This window comes from Myxococcus qinghaiensis (assembly GCF_024198215.1).
GTDB lineage: Bacteria > Myxococcota > Myxococcia > Myxococcales > Myxococcaceae > Myxococcus > Myxococcus qinghaiensis.
Genome location: NZ_JAKCFA010000018.1, coordinates 216892 through 237845, shown reverse-complemented (window position 1 = coordinate 237845; position 20954 = coordinate 216892). Strand labels below are relative to the sequence as shown.

At 68.9% G+C, this 20954-nt stretch carries 15 protein-coding genes; 3 read left to right on the top strand and 12 right to left on the bottom strand.

The window, feature by feature from the left end:
• Positions 1–18 precede the first annotated feature (18 nt).
• The 5 genes from LZ199_RS30675 to LZ199_RS30655 form a co-directional block, all read right to left on the bottom strand.
• Complete coding sequence (locus LZ199_RS30675) at positions 19–1209, bottom strand: pyridoxal phosphate-dependent aminotransferase (RefSeq protein WP_253997304.1); 1191 nt, start codon at positions 1207–1209, stop codon at positions 19–21.
• 51 nt (positions 1210–1260) lie between these two features.
• Positions 1261–1743 (bottom strand): pantetheine-phosphate adenylyltransferase, encoded by a 483-nt coding sequence (gene coaD / locus LZ199_RS30670; RefSeq protein ID WP_163870476.1) that lies wholly within the window; start codon positions 1741–1743, stop codon positions 1261–1263.
• A gap of 45 nt (positions 1744–1788) precedes the next feature.
• The gene (gene rsmD / locus LZ199_RS30665; RefSeq protein WP_253997303.1) at positions 1789–2346 is read right to left on the bottom strand and encodes a 16S rRNA (guanine(966)-N(2))-methyltransferase RsmD; all 558 of its coding nucleotides are present in this window, start codon (positions 2344–2346) and stop codon (positions 1789–1791) included.
• 27 nt (positions 2347–2373) lie between these two features.
• Positions 2374–3411, bottom strand: a complete 1038-nt coding sequence (locus LZ199_RS30660; RefSeq protein WP_253997302.1) for a hypothetical protein — start codon at positions 3409–3411, stop codon at positions 2374–2376.
• A 111-nt stretch (positions 3412–3522) separates the two neighbouring features.
• Positions 3523–4521: a cation diffusion facilitator family transporter gene (locus LZ199_RS30655; protein ID WP_253997301.1), complete on the bottom strand. Its 999-nt coding sequence runs from the start codon at positions 4519–4521 to the stop codon at positions 3523–3525.
• 107 nt (positions 4522–4628) lie between these two features.
• Between LZ199_RS30655 and LZ199_RS30650 the strand changes: the two genes are divergently transcribed.
• The 3 genes from LZ199_RS30650 to typA all read left to right on the top strand — a co-directional run bounded on the left by LZ199_RS30650 (position 4629) and on the right by typA (position 9213).
• Positions 4629–6212 (top strand): sigma 54-interacting transcriptional regulator, encoded by a 1584-nt coding sequence (locus tag LZ199_RS30650; protein ID WP_253997300.1) that lies wholly within the window; start codon positions 4629–4631, stop codon positions 6210–6212.
• Positions 6209–7153 carry an alpha/beta fold hydrolase gene (locus LZ199_RS30645; RefSeq protein WP_253997299.1) on the top strand — a complete coding sequence of 315 codons (945 nt, stop codon included), beginning with the start codon at positions 6209–6211 and terminating at the stop codon, positions 7151–7153. The genes LZ199_RS30650 and LZ199_RS30645 overlap by 4 nt, the downstream gene beginning before the upstream one ends.
• Positions 7154–7365: 212 nt before the next feature.
• Positions 7366–9213 (top strand): translational GTPase TypA, encoded by a 1848-nt coding sequence (gene typA, locus LZ199_RS30640; protein WP_253997298.1) that lies wholly within the window; start codon positions 7366–7368, stop codon positions 9211–9213.
• A gap of 113 nt (positions 9214–9326) precedes the next feature.
• On the opposite strand, the gene cglE is transcribed toward typA, so the two are convergent.
• The 7 genes from cglE to LZ199_RS30605 all read right to left on the bottom strand — a co-directional run bounded on the left by cglE (position 9327) and on the right by LZ199_RS30605 (position 20942).
• Positions 9327–9929, bottom strand: coding sequence for an adventurous gliding motility protein CglE (gene cglE / locus LZ199_RS30635; protein ID WP_253997297.1), 603 nt, complete (start codon positions 9927–9929; stop codon positions 9327–9329).
• 165 nt (positions 9930–10094) lie between these two features.
• Complete coding sequence (locus tag LZ199_RS30630) at positions 10095–12152, bottom strand: TonB family protein (protein WP_253997296.1); 2058 nt, start codon at positions 12150–12152, stop codon at positions 10095–10097.
• 51 nt (positions 12153–12203) lie between these two features.
• Positions 12204–12497 (bottom strand): hypothetical protein, encoded by a 294-nt coding sequence (locus tag LZ199_RS30625; RefSeq protein ID WP_253997295.1) that lies wholly within the window; start codon positions 12495–12497, stop codon positions 12204–12206.
• Positions 12498–12676: 179 nt separating this feature from the next.
• Positions 12677–14221: a tetratricopeptide repeat protein gene (locus LZ199_RS30620; RefSeq protein WP_253997294.1), complete on the bottom strand. Its 1545-nt coding sequence runs from the start codon at positions 14219–14221 to the stop codon at positions 12677–12679.
• On the bottom strand, positions 14218–17886 hold the full coding sequence (locus tag LZ199_RS30615; protein WP_253997293.1) for a tetratricopeptide repeat protein: 3669 nt from the start codon (positions 17884–17886) through the stop codon (positions 14218–14220). The genes LZ199_RS30620 and LZ199_RS30615 overlap by 4 nt, the downstream gene beginning before the upstream one ends.
• Before the next feature lie 225 nt (positions 17887–18111).
• Positions 18112–19653, bottom strand: a complete 1542-nt coding sequence (locus LZ199_RS30610; protein ID WP_253997292.1) for a tetratricopeptide repeat protein — start codon at positions 19651–19653, stop codon at positions 18112–18114.
• 26 nt (positions 19654–19679) lie between these two features.
• Positions 19680–20942, bottom strand: a complete 1263-nt coding sequence (locus tag LZ199_RS30605) for an outer membrane beta-barrel domain-containing protein (RefSeq protein ID WP_253997291.1) — start codon at positions 20940–20942, stop codon at positions 19680–19682.
• Positions 20943–20954 lie beyond the last annotated feature (12 nt).

The window sequence follows — 20954 nt, the reverse complement described above, 5'->3', positions numbered from 1 at the left end:
GGGAGACAGGCCGGGACTTCAGCGCAGCGCCTGGACCAGCTCGCCCAGTCGCACCAGCCCCTTGCCGAGCACCTCGCGCGAGGTGGCGAAGCTCATGCGGATGTACCCCTCCGCGCCGAACGGATCTCCCGGCACGGCGGCGACGCGGAAGTCGTCGAGGAGGATCTCCGACAACTGCAGCGAGCCCGTCACCGCCTTGCCCTTGTAGGGCCGGCCGTAGAGGCCCCGGACATCCGCGAGCGCGTAGAAGGCCCCCTCCGGCATCCGGCACCGCACGCCGTCCAGCGCGTTGAGGCCGCCCACGAAGAAGTCCCTGCGCGCGCGGTACTCCGTCACCATGGCGGCAATCGTGTCCGGCGGTCCCTGCAGCGCCGCCAGCGCGGCCTTCTGGCCGATGGACGACGCGTTGGAGGTGGACTGGTCCTGCACCAGCTGCATCGCGGAAAGCACCGGCCGAGGCCCCGCCGCATAGCCCATGCGCCAGCCCGTCATGGAGTACGCCTTGCTCATGCCGTTGACGACGACGAGCCGGGGCACCAGGTCCGGCGCCACGTCGCTGATGCCCAGCCGCTCGCCCGTGTAGAGGAGCTTCTCGTAGATGTCGTCCGTGACGATGAGGCAGTCGTGGCCGCGCACGGCCTCGGCGATGCCCTCCAGCGCGGCGCGCGAGTACACCGCGCCCGTCGGGTTGCCCGGGCTGTTGATGAAGACGGCGCGCGTGCGCGGGGTGAGGGCCCGGCGGATGGCGTCCGGGTCCGGCGCGAAGCCGTCCTCCTCGCGCGTGGCGACGATGACGGGCGTGGCTCCCGCAAGCCGCACCATGTCCGGGTAGCTGACCCAGTACGGCGAGAAGATGAGGACCTCGTCGCCCTCGTCCAGCACCGCCTGGCAGAAGTTGTAGAGCGCCTGCTTGCCACCGGACGTGACGAGCACCTGCTCCGGCGTGAAGCGCAGCCCGTTGTCGCGCTCCAGCTTGCGGCAGATGGCCTCGCGCAGCTCCGGGATTCCCGCCGTGGCCGTGTACTTGGTGAAGCCGGCCTTCAGCGCGTCGATGGCCGCCTGCTTGATGTAGTCCGGCGTGTCGAAGTCCGGCTCGCCGGCCGCCAGGGCCACCACGTCCACGCCTTGGGCCGCGAGCGCCTTGGCGCGGGAGTTGAGAGCGAGCGTGGGAGACGGCTTGATGGCCTGGAGCCGACGGGCGAGTTTCATGCGCGAATGCGTAGCGCGGCGGCGCCGGCCCGACAAGTGCCTCGATGCGGGCTACGTCTTCCGCGCGAACTTCGCCTTCAGCGCATCGTGCACATTGGGCGGCACCAGCCCCGTGACGTCGCCGTTGAACGAAGCGACCTCTCGCACGAGCTGGGAGGAGATGTAGAAGTAGTCCTCCCCCGTCATCATGAAGACGGTCTCCACCGTGGGCGCCAGCTTGCGGTTCATGTTGGCGAGCTGGAACTCGTATTCGAAGTCCGACACCGCCCGGAGCCCACGGACGATGACGCTCACCCCTCGGCGCTTGACGTAGTCCACCAGCAGACCGTGGAAGGCGTCCACCTCCACCCTCGGGTCCTTCACGGCGTCGCGAATCAAGTCGCGCCGCTCGTCCTCGGTGAAGAGCGGCGTCTTCTTCGGGTTCACCGCGATGGCGACGATGACCTTGTCGAACATCTTCAGGCTGCGCTGAATGAGGCTCAGGTGCCCGTTGGTGAGCGGATCGAACGAACCTGGGTAGATGGCGACCGGCATGTGTCAGGGAGTGTCGAACGGCCCCGGATGCCGGTCAAGCAATGGTCAGGGCGCCCGGTAGAAGCTCACCAGGGTGTCGCCGAACCGGCGTTGGTCCTCCAGCGTCAGCCCCGCATGGGCGTCCGGAGCGGCCTCCCGCTTGTCGTGCTCCACCACCAGCATCCCGCTCGGTGCCAGCAGCGCCGCCCCCGTCACCCCCTCCAGCACCGTCTCCACGACGCGCGCGGCATAGGGCGGGTCCGCGAAGATGAGCTCGAAGCGCTCGTTGCGCCGGCGCAGGGACTCGAGCGCTCGGACGACGGGCTGGGCGAGCAGCTCCACCTGGCTGGCGAAGCCCAGCGCGTCCGTGTTCTGCCGACACAGGGCCTGGGCCTCGCGGTCCTGGTCCACCAGCACCACGCTCCCCGCGCCTCGGGACACGGCCTCCAGGCCCAGCGCGCCGGTGCCCGCGTACAAGTCCAAGACCTTCTGGCCGTCCAGGAACTGGCCCAGCACGTTGAAGATGGTCTCCCGGACGCGGTCCGCCGTGGGGCGGATGTGGAGCGACGAGGACTTGGGACCGGCGATGGCCCTGCCCTTCGCGGAGCCTGAGACGATTCGCATAGGCGGCCCTTCTACACCGCGCGGCGGCTACTCGCCCCGGTTCTCCGCGAGGAAGCGCATCACCGAGCCGCCCGTGCCCACCGCGCCCAGCGCGGCGAAGACCTCCGAGGCCTCCGCGAACGACAGCGCCTCCAGCCGCTCCCGCGCCTTGGGCTCCAGGGGCGGCAGGCTGTCCTCCAGCACGCTCAACAGCTCCCCCGCCGCCACGCCCGAGGCGGCCGCCTTCTCCTCCACGCTCGCGCGCAGGTCCGCGGACCAGGAGCCGAGCGCGAGCCGCTCGAAGGGGCCGATGCAGTCCACCTTGCGAGCGCCCGCCGCGACGTACGTGGGGAGCGTCCGGGGAAAGCCCTCGCGCACGTCGCCCACGCACACCACCGCGCCGTATTCCGCCGCCAGGTCCACCACGGAGCGCAGCATGCCCACGTCGGGCTCGCCGCCGCCCAAATCCCGCTCCGAGACGCGCACGAAGCGCACCGGCACCTTCCACTGCTTGAGGCCCTCCAGGAGCGAGCGGTACGCGTCCAGCATGCCGCCGTGGCCCGGCGCAGGGGCGCTCAGCTCCAGGGACAGCTCGCGCTCCGTCACGGGGCCCGCCAGCGCGTTGACGGCCTCCACCGCGGCGTAGGAGTCCAGCCGCGACAGGTCCAGCGACACCAGCGAGAAGCCCGCGTCCACCACGCGGAAGATGCCCTCGCGCAGCGGACCGAGCGAGTCCTCGTCCGCCTTCACCACGCGCACGGGCCCGGCCTGGAGGAACAGCGGCCGGGAGTGCTCGGCCTCCACCGCCGCCTCGTGCACCGCCGCGACGAAGCGCTCCGCCGCGCCCCGGTCCGCCGTGGGGTGGGGACACGCCAGGCCCAGGACGGTGTCCTCGGAGCGCGCCGCGCGCAGCAGCCCGGGCAGCGCGCCCTTGGCCTGGACGGGCAGGCAGGGCAGCGCCACCGGGACGCGCTCCAGTGCGCGCAGCGGCTCGCGGGGGTTGAGCAGCGGAATGCGCGAGCCCGGACCCACTCGGGCCACCGTGTTGCCGGGTCGCAATGACAGCACCTTGTCCAGCACGCTCATGGGGCGCGGAGAATCGTCCGCGCACACGTCCCAGTGCAAGGTGAAGCTTGAGGGAGCGTCCGTTGCGCTACGCGGCCCCCACCCGCGAGGGCAGGTCAGCCGAGCGCCCGCTCAGTGCACCTCGCCCAGGTGGGCGTAGGTCTCGCTCTCGATTTGAATCGTGGTGTGGTCGATGCCGAACCGGTCGAACAGGTCGTGCTTCACCGCCGAGAGAATCTCGTCGTTGTTGCAGACCATGGGGTCCAGCACCACCAGGTGCGCGGAGAGCGCGTACACGCCGCTGGAGATGGTCCACACGTGCAGGTCATGCACCGCCGTCACCCCGGGCACGCGCAGCATCAGCTCCTTCACCTGCGGCATGTCCACGTGCGAGGGCACCGCCTCCATCAGCACGTCCACCGCGTCGCGCACCAGCCGCACCGCGCCCACGACGATGACCACCGAGATGACCGCGGAGATGATGGCGTCCACCACGAACCAGCCGGTCAGCGCCATGATGCCCGCGCCAATCAGCACCCCCACCGAGGACAGCGTGTCCCCGAGCACGTGCAGGAACGCGCCCCGGACGTTCATCGAGTGCGTGCGGTGCAGGAAGCCCAGCGCGCCCAGGTTCGCGAAGAGGCCCACCGTGGCGACGATGGCCATGGGCCCCAGCTTCACCGGCGTGGGCGTCTGGAAGCGCTCCCAGGCCTCGTAGAGGATGAAGCCGGTGATGCCCAGCAGCAGCACCCCGTTGAGCAGCGCGCTCAGAATCTCCATCCGGTAGTAGCCGTACGTCTTCTTCACGTCCGCCGGCTTGCCCGCGAACCACAGGGCGACCAGGCTCAGGCCCAGCGCCGACACGTCCGTCAGCATGTGGCCCGCGTCGGACATCAGGGCCAGCGACTGTGTGAGCCATCCTCCCACCGCCTCCGCCAGGGCGATGGTCGCTGTCAGAACGAGCGCGAAAATGAGCCGACTGCGGTCCTTGCGTCGCTCCTCCGCCAACCCACCCTTCCGAGGTCCATGCCCATGCCCGTGCCCATGCCCGTGATGATGGTGGCCATGGTCATGCCCGTGGTCGTGGTCATGCCCATGTCCTGCCCCGCGAGTGTGAGTGGAGGTAGTCACGGGAGAGAGAAGTGCGGATACAGGCCAGTCCTGAGGTATGAGAAGCGTGAAACACGATTCCGACGGCCCGGTTCCCTCCCCGGTGCGCGGGCCGGACGGAGGTAGGGATGGACTTCGAAAAGCACCAGAGCCTGCAGACCATCATCATGCTGAGAGATGTCATCCGCAAGTGGTGGCAGATGGAGCTCTTCTTCGCGGACCGGCACGGCGTGGTGCACGAGTGGCAACGTGGGGACATTTCCGCCCCCCCCAACCCGTTCTGCCGCATCTCGCTCTTCTCGAAGGAAGGCCTGCGGCGCTGCAGCCAGTCGGTCCGCGTGCTGCACGAGAAGTTCCGCGGGAACAAGAAGATGCGCCGCTCGCTCTTCCACGACTGCCACCTCAACTTCAGCATCGTGGGCGCGCCGCTCTACGTGGACAACGAGTACGCGGGCTGTCTCTTCGTGGAGGGCTTCGCCCGCCAACTGCTCAACGCGCGCGACGTGGAGGTGCTGCGCTCGCGGCTGCTCCAGTTCGCCCCGCCCTTCTCCGACCTGGACCGCGCCGACGAGCGCGTGCCGGTGCTGGACGGCGCGGAGCTGGCGAAGCTGTCCGACTTGCTGGAGTTCGCGGCGCAGGAGATCGCCACCCACGAATCGGAGCTGGCGCGGCGCGAGGAGCAGGCTCCGCCCCCGTCTCCAGAGGCGCTGGAGCGCTACCGCTTCGAGAAGATCATCGGCCGCTCCGGCCCCATGATGGAGATCTTCCGGCTGATGGAGAAGGTGGCCAACTCCGACTCCACCGTGCTCATCAACGGCGAGTCGGGCACGGGCAAGGAGCTGGTGGCGCGCGCCATCCACCACAACGGGCCGCGCAAGGACCAGCCCTTCGTGGTGCAGAACTGCTCCGCCTTCAACGACAACCTGCTGGAGAGCGCCCTCTTCGGCCACACGCGAGGGGCCTTCACCGGCGCGCTGCGCGACAAGAAGGGCCTGTTCGAGGTGGCCGACGGCGGCACCTTCTTCCTGGACGAGGTGGGCGACATGTCCCCCGCCCTCCAGGTGAAGCTCCTGCGCGTGCTCCAGGAGGGCACCTTCCTGCCCGTGGGCGGCACGCACCACAAGGAGGTCAACGTCCGCGTCGTCGCCGCCACGCACAAGGACCTGGGGGAGATGGTGAAGCGGGGCGAGTTCCGCGAGGACCTCTTCTACCGCATCAACGTCATCCGCCTGCAGCTGCCTCCGCTGCGCGAGCGCCGGGATGACCTGCCCGTCCTCATCGACCACTTCCTGCGCAAGCACCACCGCGAGGGCCAGCGCACGCGCGGCCTGTCCACCGAGGCCCTGGCCATCCTGGGGGCGTACGCGTGGCCGGGGAACATCCGCGAGCTGGAGAACGAAATCGAGCGGCTGCTGGTGCTCGGTGGTGATTTGGAGATGCTGCCCGCGGAGCTGTTGTCCAGCCGCATCCGCGACGCCGTCATCCCCGGCGGCGGCCCGTTCATTCCCCCGCGCGCGCACGGCCGGCTGCACGAGGCGGTGGAGGCGCTGGAGCGGGAGATGATCCACCAGGGCCTGTTGCGCACGCGCAACAACAAGAGCCGGCTGGCGCGGGAGCTGGGCATCAGCCGCTCCAACCTCATCTTGAAGATCGCCCGCTACGGGCTGGACCGGGGCCTGCCCGAGGACGAAGAGGCGGAGGCGGAGGCATGAAGGCGGAGGCCGTCTACTTCCACCAGGACTACCTGCACGTCCCGGACGGCGCGGAGCTGTACTACCAGGTCACCGGCGACGGCGAGCCGGGCGTGGTGCTGTGCGACGGCCTGGGCTGCGACGGCTTCGCGTGGAAGTACCTGGCGCCCTATCTGTCCCGGCACCACCGCGTGCTGCGCTGGCACTACCGGGGCCACGGCCGCTCCGGCATCCCCGAGGACCGCGAGCGAATCGGGATGCTGTACACCTGCGAGGACCTGCAGCGGGTGATGGACGCGGCGGGCATGGAGCGCGCCGTCCTCTTCGGCCACTCCATGGGCGTGCAGGTGGCGCTGGAGTTCCACCGCCGCTACGCCAGCCGCGTGCAGGGCCTGGTGCTGCTGTGCGGCAGCTACGGCAACCCGCTGGACACCTTCCACGACTCCACCGTGCTCAAGAAGATGTTCCCCACCCTCCGGAGGGTGGTGGAGCGCTTCCCCGAGCAGTCCGCCCGGCTCATCCACGCGGCGCTGCGCACGGAGCTGGCGGTGCAGCTGGCCATCACCCTGGAGATGAACCGCGAGCGCATCGCCCGCAATGATCTGGCGCCCTACTTCGAGCACCTGGCCCGCATGGACCCCGTCGTCTTCGTGCGGACGCTCGACTCGCTGTCCGAGCACTCCGCCTGGGACCACCTGCTCCACGTGGACGTCCCATCGCTCGTCGTCGCGGGAGAGCGCGACAAGTTCACCCCGGGCTGGCTGTCCCGGAAGATGGCCTCCCGGATTCCCGACGCGGAGCTGGTCCTCATCCCCGAAGGCACCCACACCGCCCCCCTGGAGGCCCCGGGGCTGGTCGAGGTCCGGGTCGAACGCTTCCTCCGCGAGCGGCTGGGCATGCCCTCCACCGCCAGCCCCCTGGACGGTGGCAAGGCCCGGAATTCCACCAGGGCCGGTTCCTAGAGTGACGCCAGGGTGACGAGATGCCCCGGATACCCGGCCTTTAGCCTGACGGGAGGGGTGTACCCCCTGGCTGAACGTCCGGGGAGCGTCCGCGCTCATTGCAGGAGCCGCACTCACGGCATATAAGCCCCCGCCTTCCGGGTTCCGGTGGGGATCGGGAGACCTGTCCACAACGCGGCTTCCCCCCCGCCATTCACCTCAGTTTGGTTCGTATGATTCCTCGCGAAAACATCCGTAACGTCGCCATCGTCGCCCACGTCGACCATGGCAAGACCACGCTCGTCGATCACCTGCTGCGGCAGGCGGGCACTTTCCGTAGCAACGAGCACGTCGCCGAACGGGTGATGGACTCCAACGACCTCGAGCGCGAGAAGGGCATCACCATCCTCGCGAAGAACACCGCGGTCAGCTACAAGGGCATGCAGATCAACATCATCGACACCCCGGGCCACGCCGACTTCGGTGGTGAGGTGGAGCGCGGTCTGCGCCTCGTCGATGGCGTCATCCTGCTGGTGGACGCGGCCGAAGGTCCCCTGCCCCAGACGCGCTTCGTGCTCACCAAGGCGCTGGCCATGGGCCTGAAGACGGTGCTGGTCATCAACAAGATCGACCGTCAGGACGCCCGCGCTCCCGAAGTGCTGGACCTGGTCTACTCGCTCTACATCGACCTGGGCGCGGACGATAAGCAGCTGGAGATGCCCGTCCTGTACACCGTGGCCCGTCAGGGTCAGGCGTCCACGTCGCTGGAGGTGCCCGGCAAGACGCTGGAGCCCCTGTACGACGCCATCATCAAGCACATCCCGCCCCCGGCCGCGTCGGAGGAGAAGACGCCGCAGCTGCTGGTGGCGAACCTGGACTACGACGACTACGTCGGCCGCCTCGCGGTGGGTCGCGTGCAGGCCGGTCGCTTCACGCCGAACATGCCCGTCGCCGTCGTGCGCGAGGGTGGCAAGGTCGAGCAGGGGAAGATCGTCAAGCTGTTCGGCTTCTCCGGCCTGAAGCGCGTGGAAATCCAGGACGCGGGTCCTGGCGAAATCGTCTCCATCGCCGGCATCGAGGACGTGTCCATCGGCGACACGTTCGGCGACCCGGAGAAGCCCGTGGCGCTGCCGCGCATCACCGTGGATGAGCCCACGATGATGATGATCTTCAAGGTCAACGATGGGCCGCTGGCGGGCAAGGAAGGCAAGTTCGTCACCTCCCGCAACCTGCGTGAGCGCCTGTACCGCGAGGCCTACCGCAACGTGGCCGTGCGCGTGGAGGACACGGAGACGCCTGACGCGTTCCGCGTCGTCGGTCGTGGCGAGCTCGCGCTGGCCGTCATCATCGAGAACATGCGCCGCGAGGGCTATGAGCTGACCGCCTCCAACCCGGAGCCGATCACCAAGCACATCGACGGCGTGCTGCACGAGCCCATGGAGCTGGTGTTCTGCGACGTGCCGGAGAACAGCGTCGGCGTGGTGACGGAGCGCATGGGGCCTCGCAAGGGCCGCATGGCGGACATGACGCAGCTGGGCTCGGGGCGCACCCGCCTCCAGTTCCGCATCCCCGCGCGTGGCCTCATCGGGTTCCGCTCGGAGTTCCTCACGATTACGCGCGGTGAGGGCATCATGAGCAGCCAGTTCGACGGCTTCGAGCCGTGGTTCGGCTACATCCCGAAGCGGAAGAGCGGCGCCATCGTGTCGGACCGCCTGGGCGACACCGTGCCCTACGCGCTGTTCAGCATCCAGGAGCGCGGCGCCCTGTTCGTCGCCGCCGGCACCACCGTGTACGAGGGGATGATCATCGGCGAGCACGCTCACGAGTCCGAGCTGAACGTCAACTGCTGCCGCGAGAAGAAGCTCACCAACATCCGCGCCGCTGGCCGCGACGAGAACGTCATCCTCACCACTCCTCGCGAGATGGGGCTGGAGAAGGCCCTGGAGTGGATCGCCGACGACGAGCTCGTCGAGGTGACGCCCAAGTCCGTGCGCATGCGCAAGAAGGCGCTGGCCGTGGGCGAGCGCTACCGCGCCGAGCGTGACCGCAAGCGTGAAGAGCGCGCGGCCGACGCCGAGTAGTCCCGACGCCGGCCCCAGGCCGGTGTAGAAACACCGAGGGCCCGTTCCCCAGCAGCTGGGAGCGGGCCCTTCGTGCGTCTGGGCTCAGGAGGCTCCGCGCCGGGAGGCCGCGCTCAGAACGTGTACTTCACCTTCGGGAAGATGGCGAAGGAGGTGATGTTGGGGCCGATGACGTAGCGGGCCAGCAGGTCCGCGCCCACGGAGAAGTGGTCCATGCCCGTGGCGTACTCCAGCCCCACGCCCACGCCCGCGTTGGGCGAGCTGACGGCGCGGCCCGGGTCCCCTTCATCCGGATCCACCGGCGCCGGGTCCATCCGGGTGTAGCCCGCGACGAGCTTGGGCGTCAGGTACAGCCGGTCCATCAGCCGCACGTGGTACGCGGCCGTGACGTCCAGGAACTGCATGGTGAAGTTGTCGGAGAGCGCGCACGTCTCCGTGCCGGGCAGGTAGCCCGCGAAGCAGTTCTGCGCGGACGAGCCCATGCCGAAGTGCGCGCCCAACGAGATGCGCTCCGTCAAGTCATAGCCCACGCCGAGCTGCAGGTAGGTCTGCGCGTTCGAGTAGGCGTTCTCCCCGCCCACGGTGAAGAACACGCCGATGTTCGTGTCGGTATAGAAGCCGCGGCGCGGCTGGAACTCCACCCCTTCCAGGGGCGTGGCCGCGAGAGCGGGAGACGACAGCAACACAAGCGCGGCAGCCAGCTGGGACTTCTTCACGGGTCCTCCCCACGCGGTGCCCTCCCGGTCCAACCGGAAGCGGCGCAGGACGTTAATGATGCCCCCCTCACTTCGGCAATCCGGGGCTGAAATGAAAGTGGCGTGGACCGTTCCGTCCACGCCACTTGAGAGACAGTCAGTCCGTCTCGACAGCGCTCGCGTCCGCTACCCCTCGCCCTCGGAGCCCGCCGGCGAGAACATCCACGGATACGTCACCGCCACCACACCGCCGCCCTTGGGCTCCGGGAACTTCCAGCGACGGATGCGGGAAATCATGCACTGCTCCGCCTTGGAGTTGCCCAGCGTCGACTCGGAGATGGTGGCGTCGGAGACCGCACCCGCCGGGTCGATGGTGAAGGCCACCGCGACCTTGCCCGCCAGGCTCGGATCCTTGTTCAGCTCCGACTCGTAGCAGTACTTGATTTCATTCTGGTGGCGCCGGATGACCTTGGCGATGACGTCCTTGTCCAGGCCGCCCACCACCGTCGTCTTGCCAGGGATGACCTTGGTGATGGACTTGCCACGGCCGCCCAGGTCGATGCCGCCCGAGCCACCCGCGCCGCGTCCGTCACCCTTGGTGCCCAGGCCGCCGATGCCCATGGCCGTTCCGCCACCGCCGGTGCCGGAGCCACGCGAGCCCAGGCCACCCACGCCCTGAGCGTCACCCATGGCCGCGCCACCCTTGAGGCCACCCAGTGCGTTGTTCAGACCGGTGCCGAAGCCGCCGGGGCCGAACACGTCCGAGGCGCCGCCCTTCATGCCCTTGAACGCGCCCAGCAGGCCGACCTTGCCCACCACCTGGCGGTCCTTCTCCTTCTTCGTCTTGTCGACGACGGGCGTGCCGGGCTTGGAGGGAGCCGCCTCCGCCTGCTTCGCGTCCTCCTTGCCGAACTTGCCCTCCTCGTCCTTCGCCTTCGCGCCCTCCTCCACGCCCTGGAGCTGGAGCTTCTTCGCCTCGAGCTTCTTCTCCGGGGTGACGAGGAACTTCGCCACGCGCTGCTGGGACTCGAAGATGTCGTCGTGCGGCGCCCGCTCCGCGCGCGGCGTCAACGCCATGGCCAGCACCACCGCCACGCCCGCCATCAGGCAGATGGTGGTGATCTTGAAGAACGTGTAGTCCGCCTCCACCAGCGCGTTGGCTGCGATCGCCGGCGACGGCTTCACGTACCGCGCGACGAAGGCCACCGTGCCGAACGACACCTCGACGCGGTCATACAGGCCCAGCTTGAAGACCTGCTCCTTGTCCTCCGCCGTCCCGGTGAGCTGCCCCGCCGCGCGCAGCGCGTCCTTCGACTTCACGTTCCCACGCTCGGTGACGATGGCACCCGAGCCCGCCGGCACGTGCACTTCCAGCACGTCCCCTCGGCTCACCGCCAGTTCGTACCGCTTGCCCACCGAGGGCGCATAGACGTGGAAGAAGTTCTTCTTCCCCTCGCCGATGGTGACGGGCACGCCGTCCTTGAAGTGCTGCACCGACAACAGCGTGTCGCCCCACAGCATCGACACCTGGAGCACCTTCTCCTTCACCGTGGGCATCGCCTCCGGCGGGAGCTGCTCCTGCAGGTGAGGAAGCACCGCGCGCCGGGGCGCCACGGTGACGGGCGGCGCGTGCGGCACCGGAGCGGGACGTTCCACGCGAGCCGCCGGAGGCGGAGGTGGAGGTCCCACGCGATTCACCGCGGGCGGTGTCACGCGCTCGGTGCGCAGTCCGCCCACGGACTGGGCTGGATTGGGGCGAGGGCTCGTGAAGACGAACCCTCCTTGCGTGGTGCCGCCCCCCGCCGAGGGAGGTGTCACCACCTGAGGCACCGCCATGGGCACCGGTGTCGGCGCCCGCTGGGTGACCGAGCCCTGGAAGCGCGGTCCCGATACCTTGGCCCCCGCGGGAGCCTGGCGCTCGGGTGGGTCGCCTCCAAAGAGGACCTCCACCCGCGTGCCGCCCACGCGAAGCACGTCCCCGGGTTTGAGCGGCGTGGGGATGACCAGCCTTTGGCCGCTCACCTCCGTGCCACCCTCGCTCCCGAGGTCGATGGCCGTTACCGAGCCATCCTTGTCTACCTTGAGCATTACATGGAGATTGGAGACCCGCGGATCCTGAATCTTCACCGCCGCTTGGGCGCCCGACCCCACGATAACGCTCTCCGCCTCCGAAACGGTTTCCACCGTGGAGCCATCAGGCCCCGTGATTCGAAGGGTCAAGCCGTTTTTCTTCGCCGCCGCCATGAGGATTCTTCCTTCTTCCCTTCCGCTCCCGAAAACGCCTGACCGCCGCCGCTAGAGGTTGTCGACTGACTTCTGAAGCTCCGGGTCGAAGTTCTCCCGGACCTTGATGAGGCTCTGGAAGTCCGTCTTCTTGCGGTGGAGCACGTATGAGCCTTCAGGCTTCGTCAGCTCGCCCTCCACCGCGACATCGGTGAAATCAATCACAGTCTTCTTCCGGAAGACCGTGCGGTCCTCCTCCTGGATGACCTTCACCGTGTCCTTCGATTGGCCCTGCTCCTGCGCCACCGCAGCCGGCGCCATGAACAAGAGCCCCACCACCGTCACCGTCGATGCCAGACGCCTCATACCCAACCTCCTGTTGCTTCCTCGGGTGTGACAGCGGGTTCTCGAAGAGGTTCCCGCGAGTCCTTGCACGGGGCGATCCAAATCCAAGTCCCTGAATCCTATGGAACTTGCTCGCCGCCTTCCAACTGGGGGGCTGGAGGATGGAAAAAACTTCCCCCCAGCCCTGTCATCTCTGCCCCCTACTTCGTGGGCGCGGGAGCCGTGCCCTGCTGCGTCGGAGCGGCCGCCCCCTGGGGAGCAGGCACCGGCGCGGGAGCAGGCGCACCCGTGCCCTCACCGCTCGGCTGCGCGGCCTCCGCGGGCACGTTGCCAGCGGGCGCGGCCGGCGTGCCCTCGGCGGGCTCGCTCGACGCACCCTCGGCGGACTCGGCGCCTTCCTCGGTGGGCGCGCCCTCGGTGGGGGCGGCGTCCTGGGGCGCGTTCGCGTCCTGCGGGAGCTGGTTCAGCATGGAGCCCGCGCCGCCGGTGGCTTCGTCCTTCTTCTCGCCTTCCGCGCCCGCGGTGGCGGCCTCGGGAGGTGGCGCCTTGAGCATGTTCTGGAGGCCGGTGACCTTCGCGGTGATCATCTGCCGCTCTTGTTCAGTGGTGGACTCCAGCGTCTTGCAGCGGTCCAGGAAGGCCACGGCGCGCTCCCAGCCCGCGCGGTCCGAGGCGAAGGCCCAGCCCGCGCCGCACACGGCCTCGGGCAGCTCCGCGCGCTTGGCGAGCACCTTCTCGAAGGCCTCGCCCGCGGCGATGCCCTTCTTGGAGTCGCGGCCCTTCTGCCCATCCAGCGCCCAGGCCAGCGACAGGTGCGCCTCGGTGGAGTCAGGCTCCAGCTCGAGCGCGCGGGCGAAGGCCTTCTCGGCGCCGGCGTAGTCGCGGTAGCTGAGCGCCAGCGCACCGAGGTTGAGGTAGCCCGGCGCGTACTTCTCGTCGAGCGCCACGGCCTTCTGGAACTGCGCGAGCGCGCGCGGCCGCTCATCGAGCTTCAGGTAGACCATGCCCAGCAGGTTGTAGAGGGCCGGGTCCTTCTCCGCGTGCTTGCGCGCGGTGCCCACCAGCAGCTCCGCCTGGCGGTACTTCTCTCGCGCATAGGCCACGTAGGCCAGGTTCTTGTACGCACCCGGGTGGTCCTTGTTGCGCTCCAGCACCTTGCGCGCGGTGGCCTCCGACTCGTCCAGCTTGCCCAGGTGGCGGTACGTCGCGGACAGGCCGTTGAGCAGCGCGGCGTCATGCGCGCGGCCCGGCGCCTTCAGCGCCTTCTCGAAGAGGGCAATCGCGTCATCGCCCCGCTCCTGCGCGCGGTACACGTTGGCCAGGTTCACCACCGAGGGCGTGTGCGCCGGCTCCAAGAGCAGCACCTTCTCGTAGGCGGTGCGCGCGTCGTCCACGCGGCCCTGGCGCTCGGCGATGACGCCCAGGTTGAACTGCGAGTTGAGGCTCTGCGGCGACTTCGCCAGCACCTTCTCGAAGCCCTGACGAGCGGTGTCCAGGTCTCCAGCCTCGTAGGCCTGGATGGCCTGCGCGAACGTGTCAGTGGCGTTGGCCTCCGTCGGCGCGGGCTTGGAGGGCGTCGCCGAGGCCACGGGCGCGGAGGGCGCCTGCGTCTCCGGCATGGCGGAGGGCTTCTGCTGAGGACCCGTCGCGCAGCCGGCGGTGAAGGCCAGCGAGCCGACGACAAGCGAGCGGAACCATTTCATCGGCATCTTTCCCGTGGAGATCTTCGAAGTGTCGAAAGTCATGGCCGCACCTCCAGCACCGCGGCCGTGGGTGCCTGCGTTCTATCGTCCGAGGCGGGCGGCTTCGGAGCGCCGTCCTCCTGGGGCTCGGCGGGAGCGGCGGGCTGCTCCGGGCTCGTCGCCGGCGTGGCGGTGGCGCCCGCGGGACCTCCCGGCTCCTTGGCGAGCTCGGCCGCCACGAGCGAGTCGCCGCCGCGGTAGCCCACCTGCTTCACCTGCGCGTAGGCGCCCGGGTGGAAGCGGTTCACCTGGTCCTGCGCGGCCAGCGTCCACGGGCCGTAGAGGCCCAGCTCGTAGGACTTCTCCAGCGCCTTCTCCAGCGCCTCGTTGGCCTTGTCCTCCAGCGGCAGCGCCAGGTTCTCCAGCTCCGAGCGGTACATGCCGAGCTGGTCCTCGTCGAGCCCCGTCGGGTCCGGCGAGTCCATGATGTTGCGCGCGAAGTCCGCGTACGCCAGGCCGATGCGCGTCAGCGAGGCGATGCCCCACTCACCCGAGCCGGTGGACAGCACCGCGAGGTACTCCTTCTCCAGGCGCTGGATTTCGCGCTGCTTGGCCGTCAAATCCCGGCGGATGGTGCTCACCCGCGTGAAGCGGATGTCCGAGTAGCGCTTCCACGAGGGCTCCAGCGCCAGGAAGCGCGCGTGGGCATACGCGTTGAGCGTCGCGTCCTCCTTGCGCACCGCCTCGGGCAGCTTGGCGTACGCGCGCACCAGCTCCGCCTGCACGCGCTCCTGCTCCCGCGCGTTCTTGAGCTGCTGCCACGCGAGCAGCTCGTGGTAGCGCGCCAGGTAGAGCTGCGTGGGCGTCGCACGTGAGTCGCGGCTGTAGCCGTCCGCGAAGGCGCCGAAGGCCCGGGCCGCATCGCTCCACTTGCGCTCCTTCTCCCAGACGAGCGCGGCCGAGTAGGCCACCTGCGGCACGTCCTTGCGCTCCTTGAAGCGCGCCACGTACGCGTTGTAGGCGGACACGGCCTTCTGGGCCTCGCCAGCGCCCTCCCACCACACGCCCGCGTTGAACTGGGCATCCGCCACCCAGGCCCCCGCCTCGGCCACCAGCGCCTTGCGCTCGGCGGCCTTCTGCGTACGACGCGAGTCCGCGTCCTCTTCTCCTCCCGGCGTGTCGCCCTTCTTCGCCGTCGGCTTCGCGCGGGCGTCCTTCGCCTTCTTGCCCTCGGGCTCACCGGCCTTGAGCGCGGCGTCGTACTCGGCGACGAAGGACTCGGCCAGCGTGGCGGCCTTGCGGTAGTCGGCGACCTTCTCGTAGAGGCCGGCCAGCGTGTAGCGCGCCTTCAGCTCGAAGGGGCTGCGCGGGTACTCGGCCAGCACGCGCTCACCCGCTTCGATGCCGCGGTCCAGCTCGCCGGCTTCCTGGGCGATGGACATGGCGTAGACGAGCGCGCGGTCGGCGTTCTCCGACTTGGGGAACTCCTTGACGAACTTGAGGAACTCCTCGGCGGCCTTCTTCGGGTTCTTCTCCTGCTTGTAGACGACCTCGTCCACCCACTTGTAGTGGCTGCCCTCCACCACGCGGCCCACGCGGGCGGCGAAGTCGGAGCCGGGCTTGGACAGCTTCTTGTTGTCGAGGAACTTGCGCGACAGCGTGGCCAGCTCCAGCCACTCCTGACGGCTCTCCAGCACGTACATGGTGAGGTCCGCCGCGTCACGCGAGCGCCGCTCCTCGGGGAACTTCTCGATGATTTCGCCGAAGCGCCGCGCCGCGTCCACGAAGTGGCTGCGGTCGTAGAGGATGACGGCCGCCTGGTAGCGCAGGTCGATTTCGTCCTGCGTGTCCGGGTAGAGCTTCACGTACGTGTCGCACGCGGAGACCAGCCGCTCCTCGAACTTCGTGAGCGACTCCTCTTCCTTCTCCTTCGCGTCGCGCTTGACGATCTTCTGCCGCGCGACGTCGCCCTTGTCCTTCTTCTCGTCGACCTTCTGGCCGTCCTTCAGGTCGCTCTTGGCCAGCTGGCCGCGCTCGATCTTCACCAGCTTGTCGTAGGCGAGGATGGCGTTGAACGCGGCGCTCTTGCGGTAGCTCTCGCTGGAGACCTCGCGCGCGGAGTCGCGGTCCGGAATCTTGAACGCCACCACCGCGTCGTACTCGGCGGCGGCGGCCTGCCACTCCTCGAGCGCCCAGAGAATCTCCGCGTAGAAGAAGCGGAGGTTGAAGGCGGAGTCCGCCACGTACTCCGGGTTGGAGCTGGAGGCGAAGGCGTCCACGTACTGCTTGTAGATGTCGCGCGCGAGCCGGTACGTCTCCACCTGGCGCGTCTTCTGCGCCTCCTGGTGGTACTCCGTCACCATGACGCGCATCGCCTCTTCCGTGACGTTGAAGGCGTTGCGCAGCACGGGGGCCTTGCCCTCGTTGGCCTTCCACCACTCGCCACCCGGGCTGTAGAGGTCCACCATCCGCTTCATCTCCTTGCGGACCTGCTGCCGCTGGCGGAGCCCCTCGAAGGCGCGGACGACGGCCTGCTGGTATTCGGGCGCGCTGACGCTCATGGGCTCGTCGTCGACGAGCGTGCGGTAGAGCAGAATCGCGCTGTCGAAGTGGCCCGCGTCCACCAGGCCCGCCGCCGTCTTCGCGATGAGGCGGCCCTGGCGCTTCGCCGGCGCCTTCTCGCGGAAGTAGGAGATGGCCTGCTTGGGCTGATCCAACTGGACGTAGAAGACCGTCAGGTCGTTGAGCGCCTCGGTGCGCAGGTCGCCCAGCTCCGGCTGCTTCGAGGCGTAGTCCACCACCTCGTGCAGCTTCTTCAGGCCCGCGTCGTAGTCACCGGTGTTGTAGTCGCACCAGGACAGCTTGTAGACGGCGTAGCCGTAGATCTTGGGCACCCCGGAGTCGCGGGCCTTCTCATAGTTGGCCTTGGCGGGGATGAGCTTGTTCGACTCGAAGTAGTGGTTGCCGAGCTGGATGTACGCGTCCGGCACGAACTGCGAGCGGGGGAAGTCCTTGATGAGCTCCTCGTAGCGGGCCACGGCATCGTCGCGCCGGCCCAGCTCGTAGAGGTTGTAGCCCATGGAGAAGAGGACCTCGTCGCGCTGCGGGTACTGCGGATAGCCGCGGAGGATGTCCTCGTAGATGCCCATCGTCTCCGTGCGGTAGCGCTCGCTCTCGCGATGGTCCTGCTTGGGGGCCTCGCCCTTCTCGCCCCGCGCCTGCGCCGCGTCGAACTTCTTCTCCTCCGCGAGGAAGCGGTCCATCTCCAGCTGGTAGAGGTACTTGGACTTCTCCCAGTACAGCTCCGACAGGCGGTAGAGCATCTCCGCCTTCTGCGGGTTGCCGTCCTGGAGCTTGGGGATGAGGCGCTTGAAGGCCTCAATCGCCTCGTCGCGCTTCTTGTCCGCCAGCGCGTTCTTCCGCGAGTCCGCGATGCGGGGGATGTCGGCGAACTTCGCGGTGGCGGGCTTCACGCGCGCCGGGCCGCGCCGCACGTCCTCCGGCGCGACACCGGGCGGTGGGGCCTCCTTCGCCGCCTCCGCCTTCTTCGCCTGGGCGCCCTTCTTGCCGCCGCCCTTCTCCGCCGCACCGGAGGTCTTCGACGCCGACGTCGCAGCGGGCTTCTTCGCCGCCTTGCGCGCTGGCGCTTCCGCCGCCTCTCCCACCCCGCCGCCAGTAGCGAGCGCAACGCCCACCGCCAGCGCACCGAAACGAAGCACCACCTTCATGCGAGCTCCCGACTGTGAAGCCGCCCCGACCACCGAGCAGCCGTTCGCCCGGGCACGAGGGACGAACGAAAGTAGACGCGCACTCCACGAATGAGAAGTGGTGTGGAACGCCTCTTGCGACGGAGTGGACGCACCCGACAACGACGAAGGGGACCACCCCGGCACCTGATGTGCGCCAAGGAGGTCCCCTCGTGGACGATGTCAGGGCAGCCGCGGCCCATGGCGTCACGGCTGTTGTTGCTCGGCTGTCTTCGCCGGGCAGCCGCGCTTCAGCGTGTACTGGTAGTACCCAATCTCGTCGATCCAGAACTCGCCCTGGAACTTCCAGTAGTTCCACGCCGCGCCTGGCATCTTCGGCCGGTAGAGCGACTGGCGCGTCAGCAGCGCCTTCTGGTCCACGCCCGCCTGCAGCAGGTCCTTCTCGTCCAGCGCCGTCTGCACGCGGATGATTTCGGCCTGGTCGGAGAAGGTCCGCAGGTTGTCCGCCGCCTCGCGGATGCGGCTGCGAGCCAGCGTGCCGCCCACCTGGAGCAGCGTGCCGCGCACGTCCTCCAGCGAGGCCACCGTCTGCGTCGCCAACGGCGTGCCGCGCCACGCACCGCCGCTCAGGTCCTTCTTCTCCTCGTCCAGCTTCGCCAGCACGCGCATCACCTCGCGGATGCGCTCGTTGTTGCGCAGCCACAGGTACACGGGGCGCGGCAGCCGGCGGTTCTCCGCGGCCACCAGGTTGTAGGCCTGCACCAGGTCGCCGTCCTCGGCGGTGAAGGGCTCCAACTGCTTCGCCATGGGGCCATACAGCTCGTCGAAGGCCGCCAGCGTCGTCTTCACCTCGTCGTAGAGGCACGAGTAGTAATAGACGGTCGACTTGAGGATCCAAGACTCCGGCTGGAAGGCCCCGGCGAACTGCGGCGCGTGCAGCGCCTGGAGGCTGCCGAGCGACCCACCGAAGTCCTCGTTCTGGAAGCGCGCGAAGCCGTTCTCGAAGAGGGCCTGGTCCCAGTAGCGCGTGTAGCGAGGCACGCGCTCGTAGGCGACGGTGGCGTCGGCGTACTCGCCCCGGCGGTAGTGCAGCCGGCCCAGGCCGATGAGGGCCAGGTGCTGCGTCGCCTTCAGCTCCACCTGCGGCTCCTTGGACGACAGCGACGCGTTGAAGGCGGCCAGCGCCTCCTTGTCCAGCGCCTCGCCCTCGCCGGGACGCCCCGGGAAGCGCGGGTCCGCGAGCACCACGCCCAGCAGGTAGCGCGCCTTCGCGTAGACTCGGCTGTCCTTGGGCACCGCCTCCAGCAGCGAGCGCGCCTCCTCGAAGCGCATGCGGCGCTGGCTCACCGTGCCCACCAGGTAGTTGATGCGGGCGAGCACCTCCTTGGGCAGCGTCACCCACTTGTCCCGCACCTCCTCCGAGTACGCCTGGTTGAGGATGCTGGGGATGAGGTTCTGCTCGTCCAGCTGCTGCTGCATGTCCACCAGCCCCTCCACCGCCTTGAGGTACGAGGGGTGCGAGGGCCCGGCGTTGACGATGGCCGCGTAGGAGATGAAGGCGGAGACGGGCAGGCCCTTCTTCGCCAGCGACTGCGCGAGGAAGAACTCCGCCTTGCCCTGCGTGTCCGCGTCACCGCCGGACTCCGAGGCCTGGAAGAAGAGCGGCGCGGCGGTGTCGTAGTCCCCCGCGTTGAAGGCGGCCAGCGCGCGGTTGTAGCCACCCGAGTCCTGCTGGGCGGCCACCGCGAACGGCGCCAGGACGACGAGGATGTGGAGCAGTCGTTTCATGGCGAGTCGTGCCTTCATGGGCGCAATCAGAAGAGGAACGAGAAGCCTGCGTAGAAGCTGATGTTGTTGAGGACGTCGGAGGACGGCTCGGCCACCAGATCCCGGCCGAGGATGATGTCCTCGCGGTAGTTCTTCTTCGTCTTCGGGTCCACGCCGTCGAACTTCTCGTACTTGCAGCCGCCACTCAGCGGCAGCGAGCCGAACTCCTGGCCGCTGGCGCGCGCGGCCTCCAACTGCTCGAAGTCCGCCAGGTTGCAGCCGTCCACCTTGTCCACGCGCGCCGTGTAGATGAGGTCCCTCACCTCCAGGCGCAGCGCATACGACTCACCGAACTGGAGGCGGAACCCGCCGCCCACCGAGCCCAGGAACTTGGTGCCGGTGTCACCGAAGCGCGCCGGGACGTTGAAGCGCTGCCCGTCGACCTCGTTGGAGACTTCGGGACGGATGAGGTGCCGCGTGGAGCCCACGCCCGCGCCGCCGCTCAGCACCAAGCTGAACTGCGCCAGCTTGTCGTCGAGGAACGCGAACTTCCCGTACAGCGGCGTCACCTCCACGCCCGCCTGCGCGCCCCAGACGAGCAGCAGCGACGAGGCCGCCTGCGCCTGCTCGCGCACCTTGTCGATGAGCTCCAGGTTGAAGTCGCTCTCGTTGGTGTGCCAGTTGTACTGGCCCGTCACCTGGAGGCCGAAGTTCTCCTGCAGGTGGTAGATGTAGTGCAGCGCCGTGCCCGCGTGGTTGGTGTACTTGCCGTTCACCTGGACGACGGCCGGGTACAGCGCCAGCTCGTGCTTGCTCTCGTCAGCGAAGCGCTTCTTCTGGACGATGTGCAGCGACACGTTCGGGTTGTAGAGCGGCGCGCCATTCACCAGCCGCTGCTCCCGCGCGTCCGTGGTGCGCGGCGCCTCGTCCGACGAGGCCAGCACCGGCGCGTCGTCCGGCGTCACCGGCGCGTCCACGTCGCGCTCGGGCACCGACTCGGGCTCGGACACCACGGGCTGCTCGTCCTGCGCGTCGTCGTCCATGGGCGCGAGCGCGGGCTCCACCTTCGGCGCCTTGGCGGCCTCCGAGGGGACGGTGGGTTCCGGACGCGCAGTCGGCGCGCGAGGCACCTCCGGCTTCGGCTCCGGGGGCTGCGCGGGCGGTGGAGGCACGGACGTCTCCGCGCCCGGCCCGGGCACGGACGGAGCCTCCTCCGCCTGGGCGAGCACGACGGCGGACGGCGGGAAGCGCGGTGGGGCGGCCTGGGCCGCCGCCGCGACGAGGAGCGCGAGGGACAGAATCGGTCGCATGGTTTTCAGGAG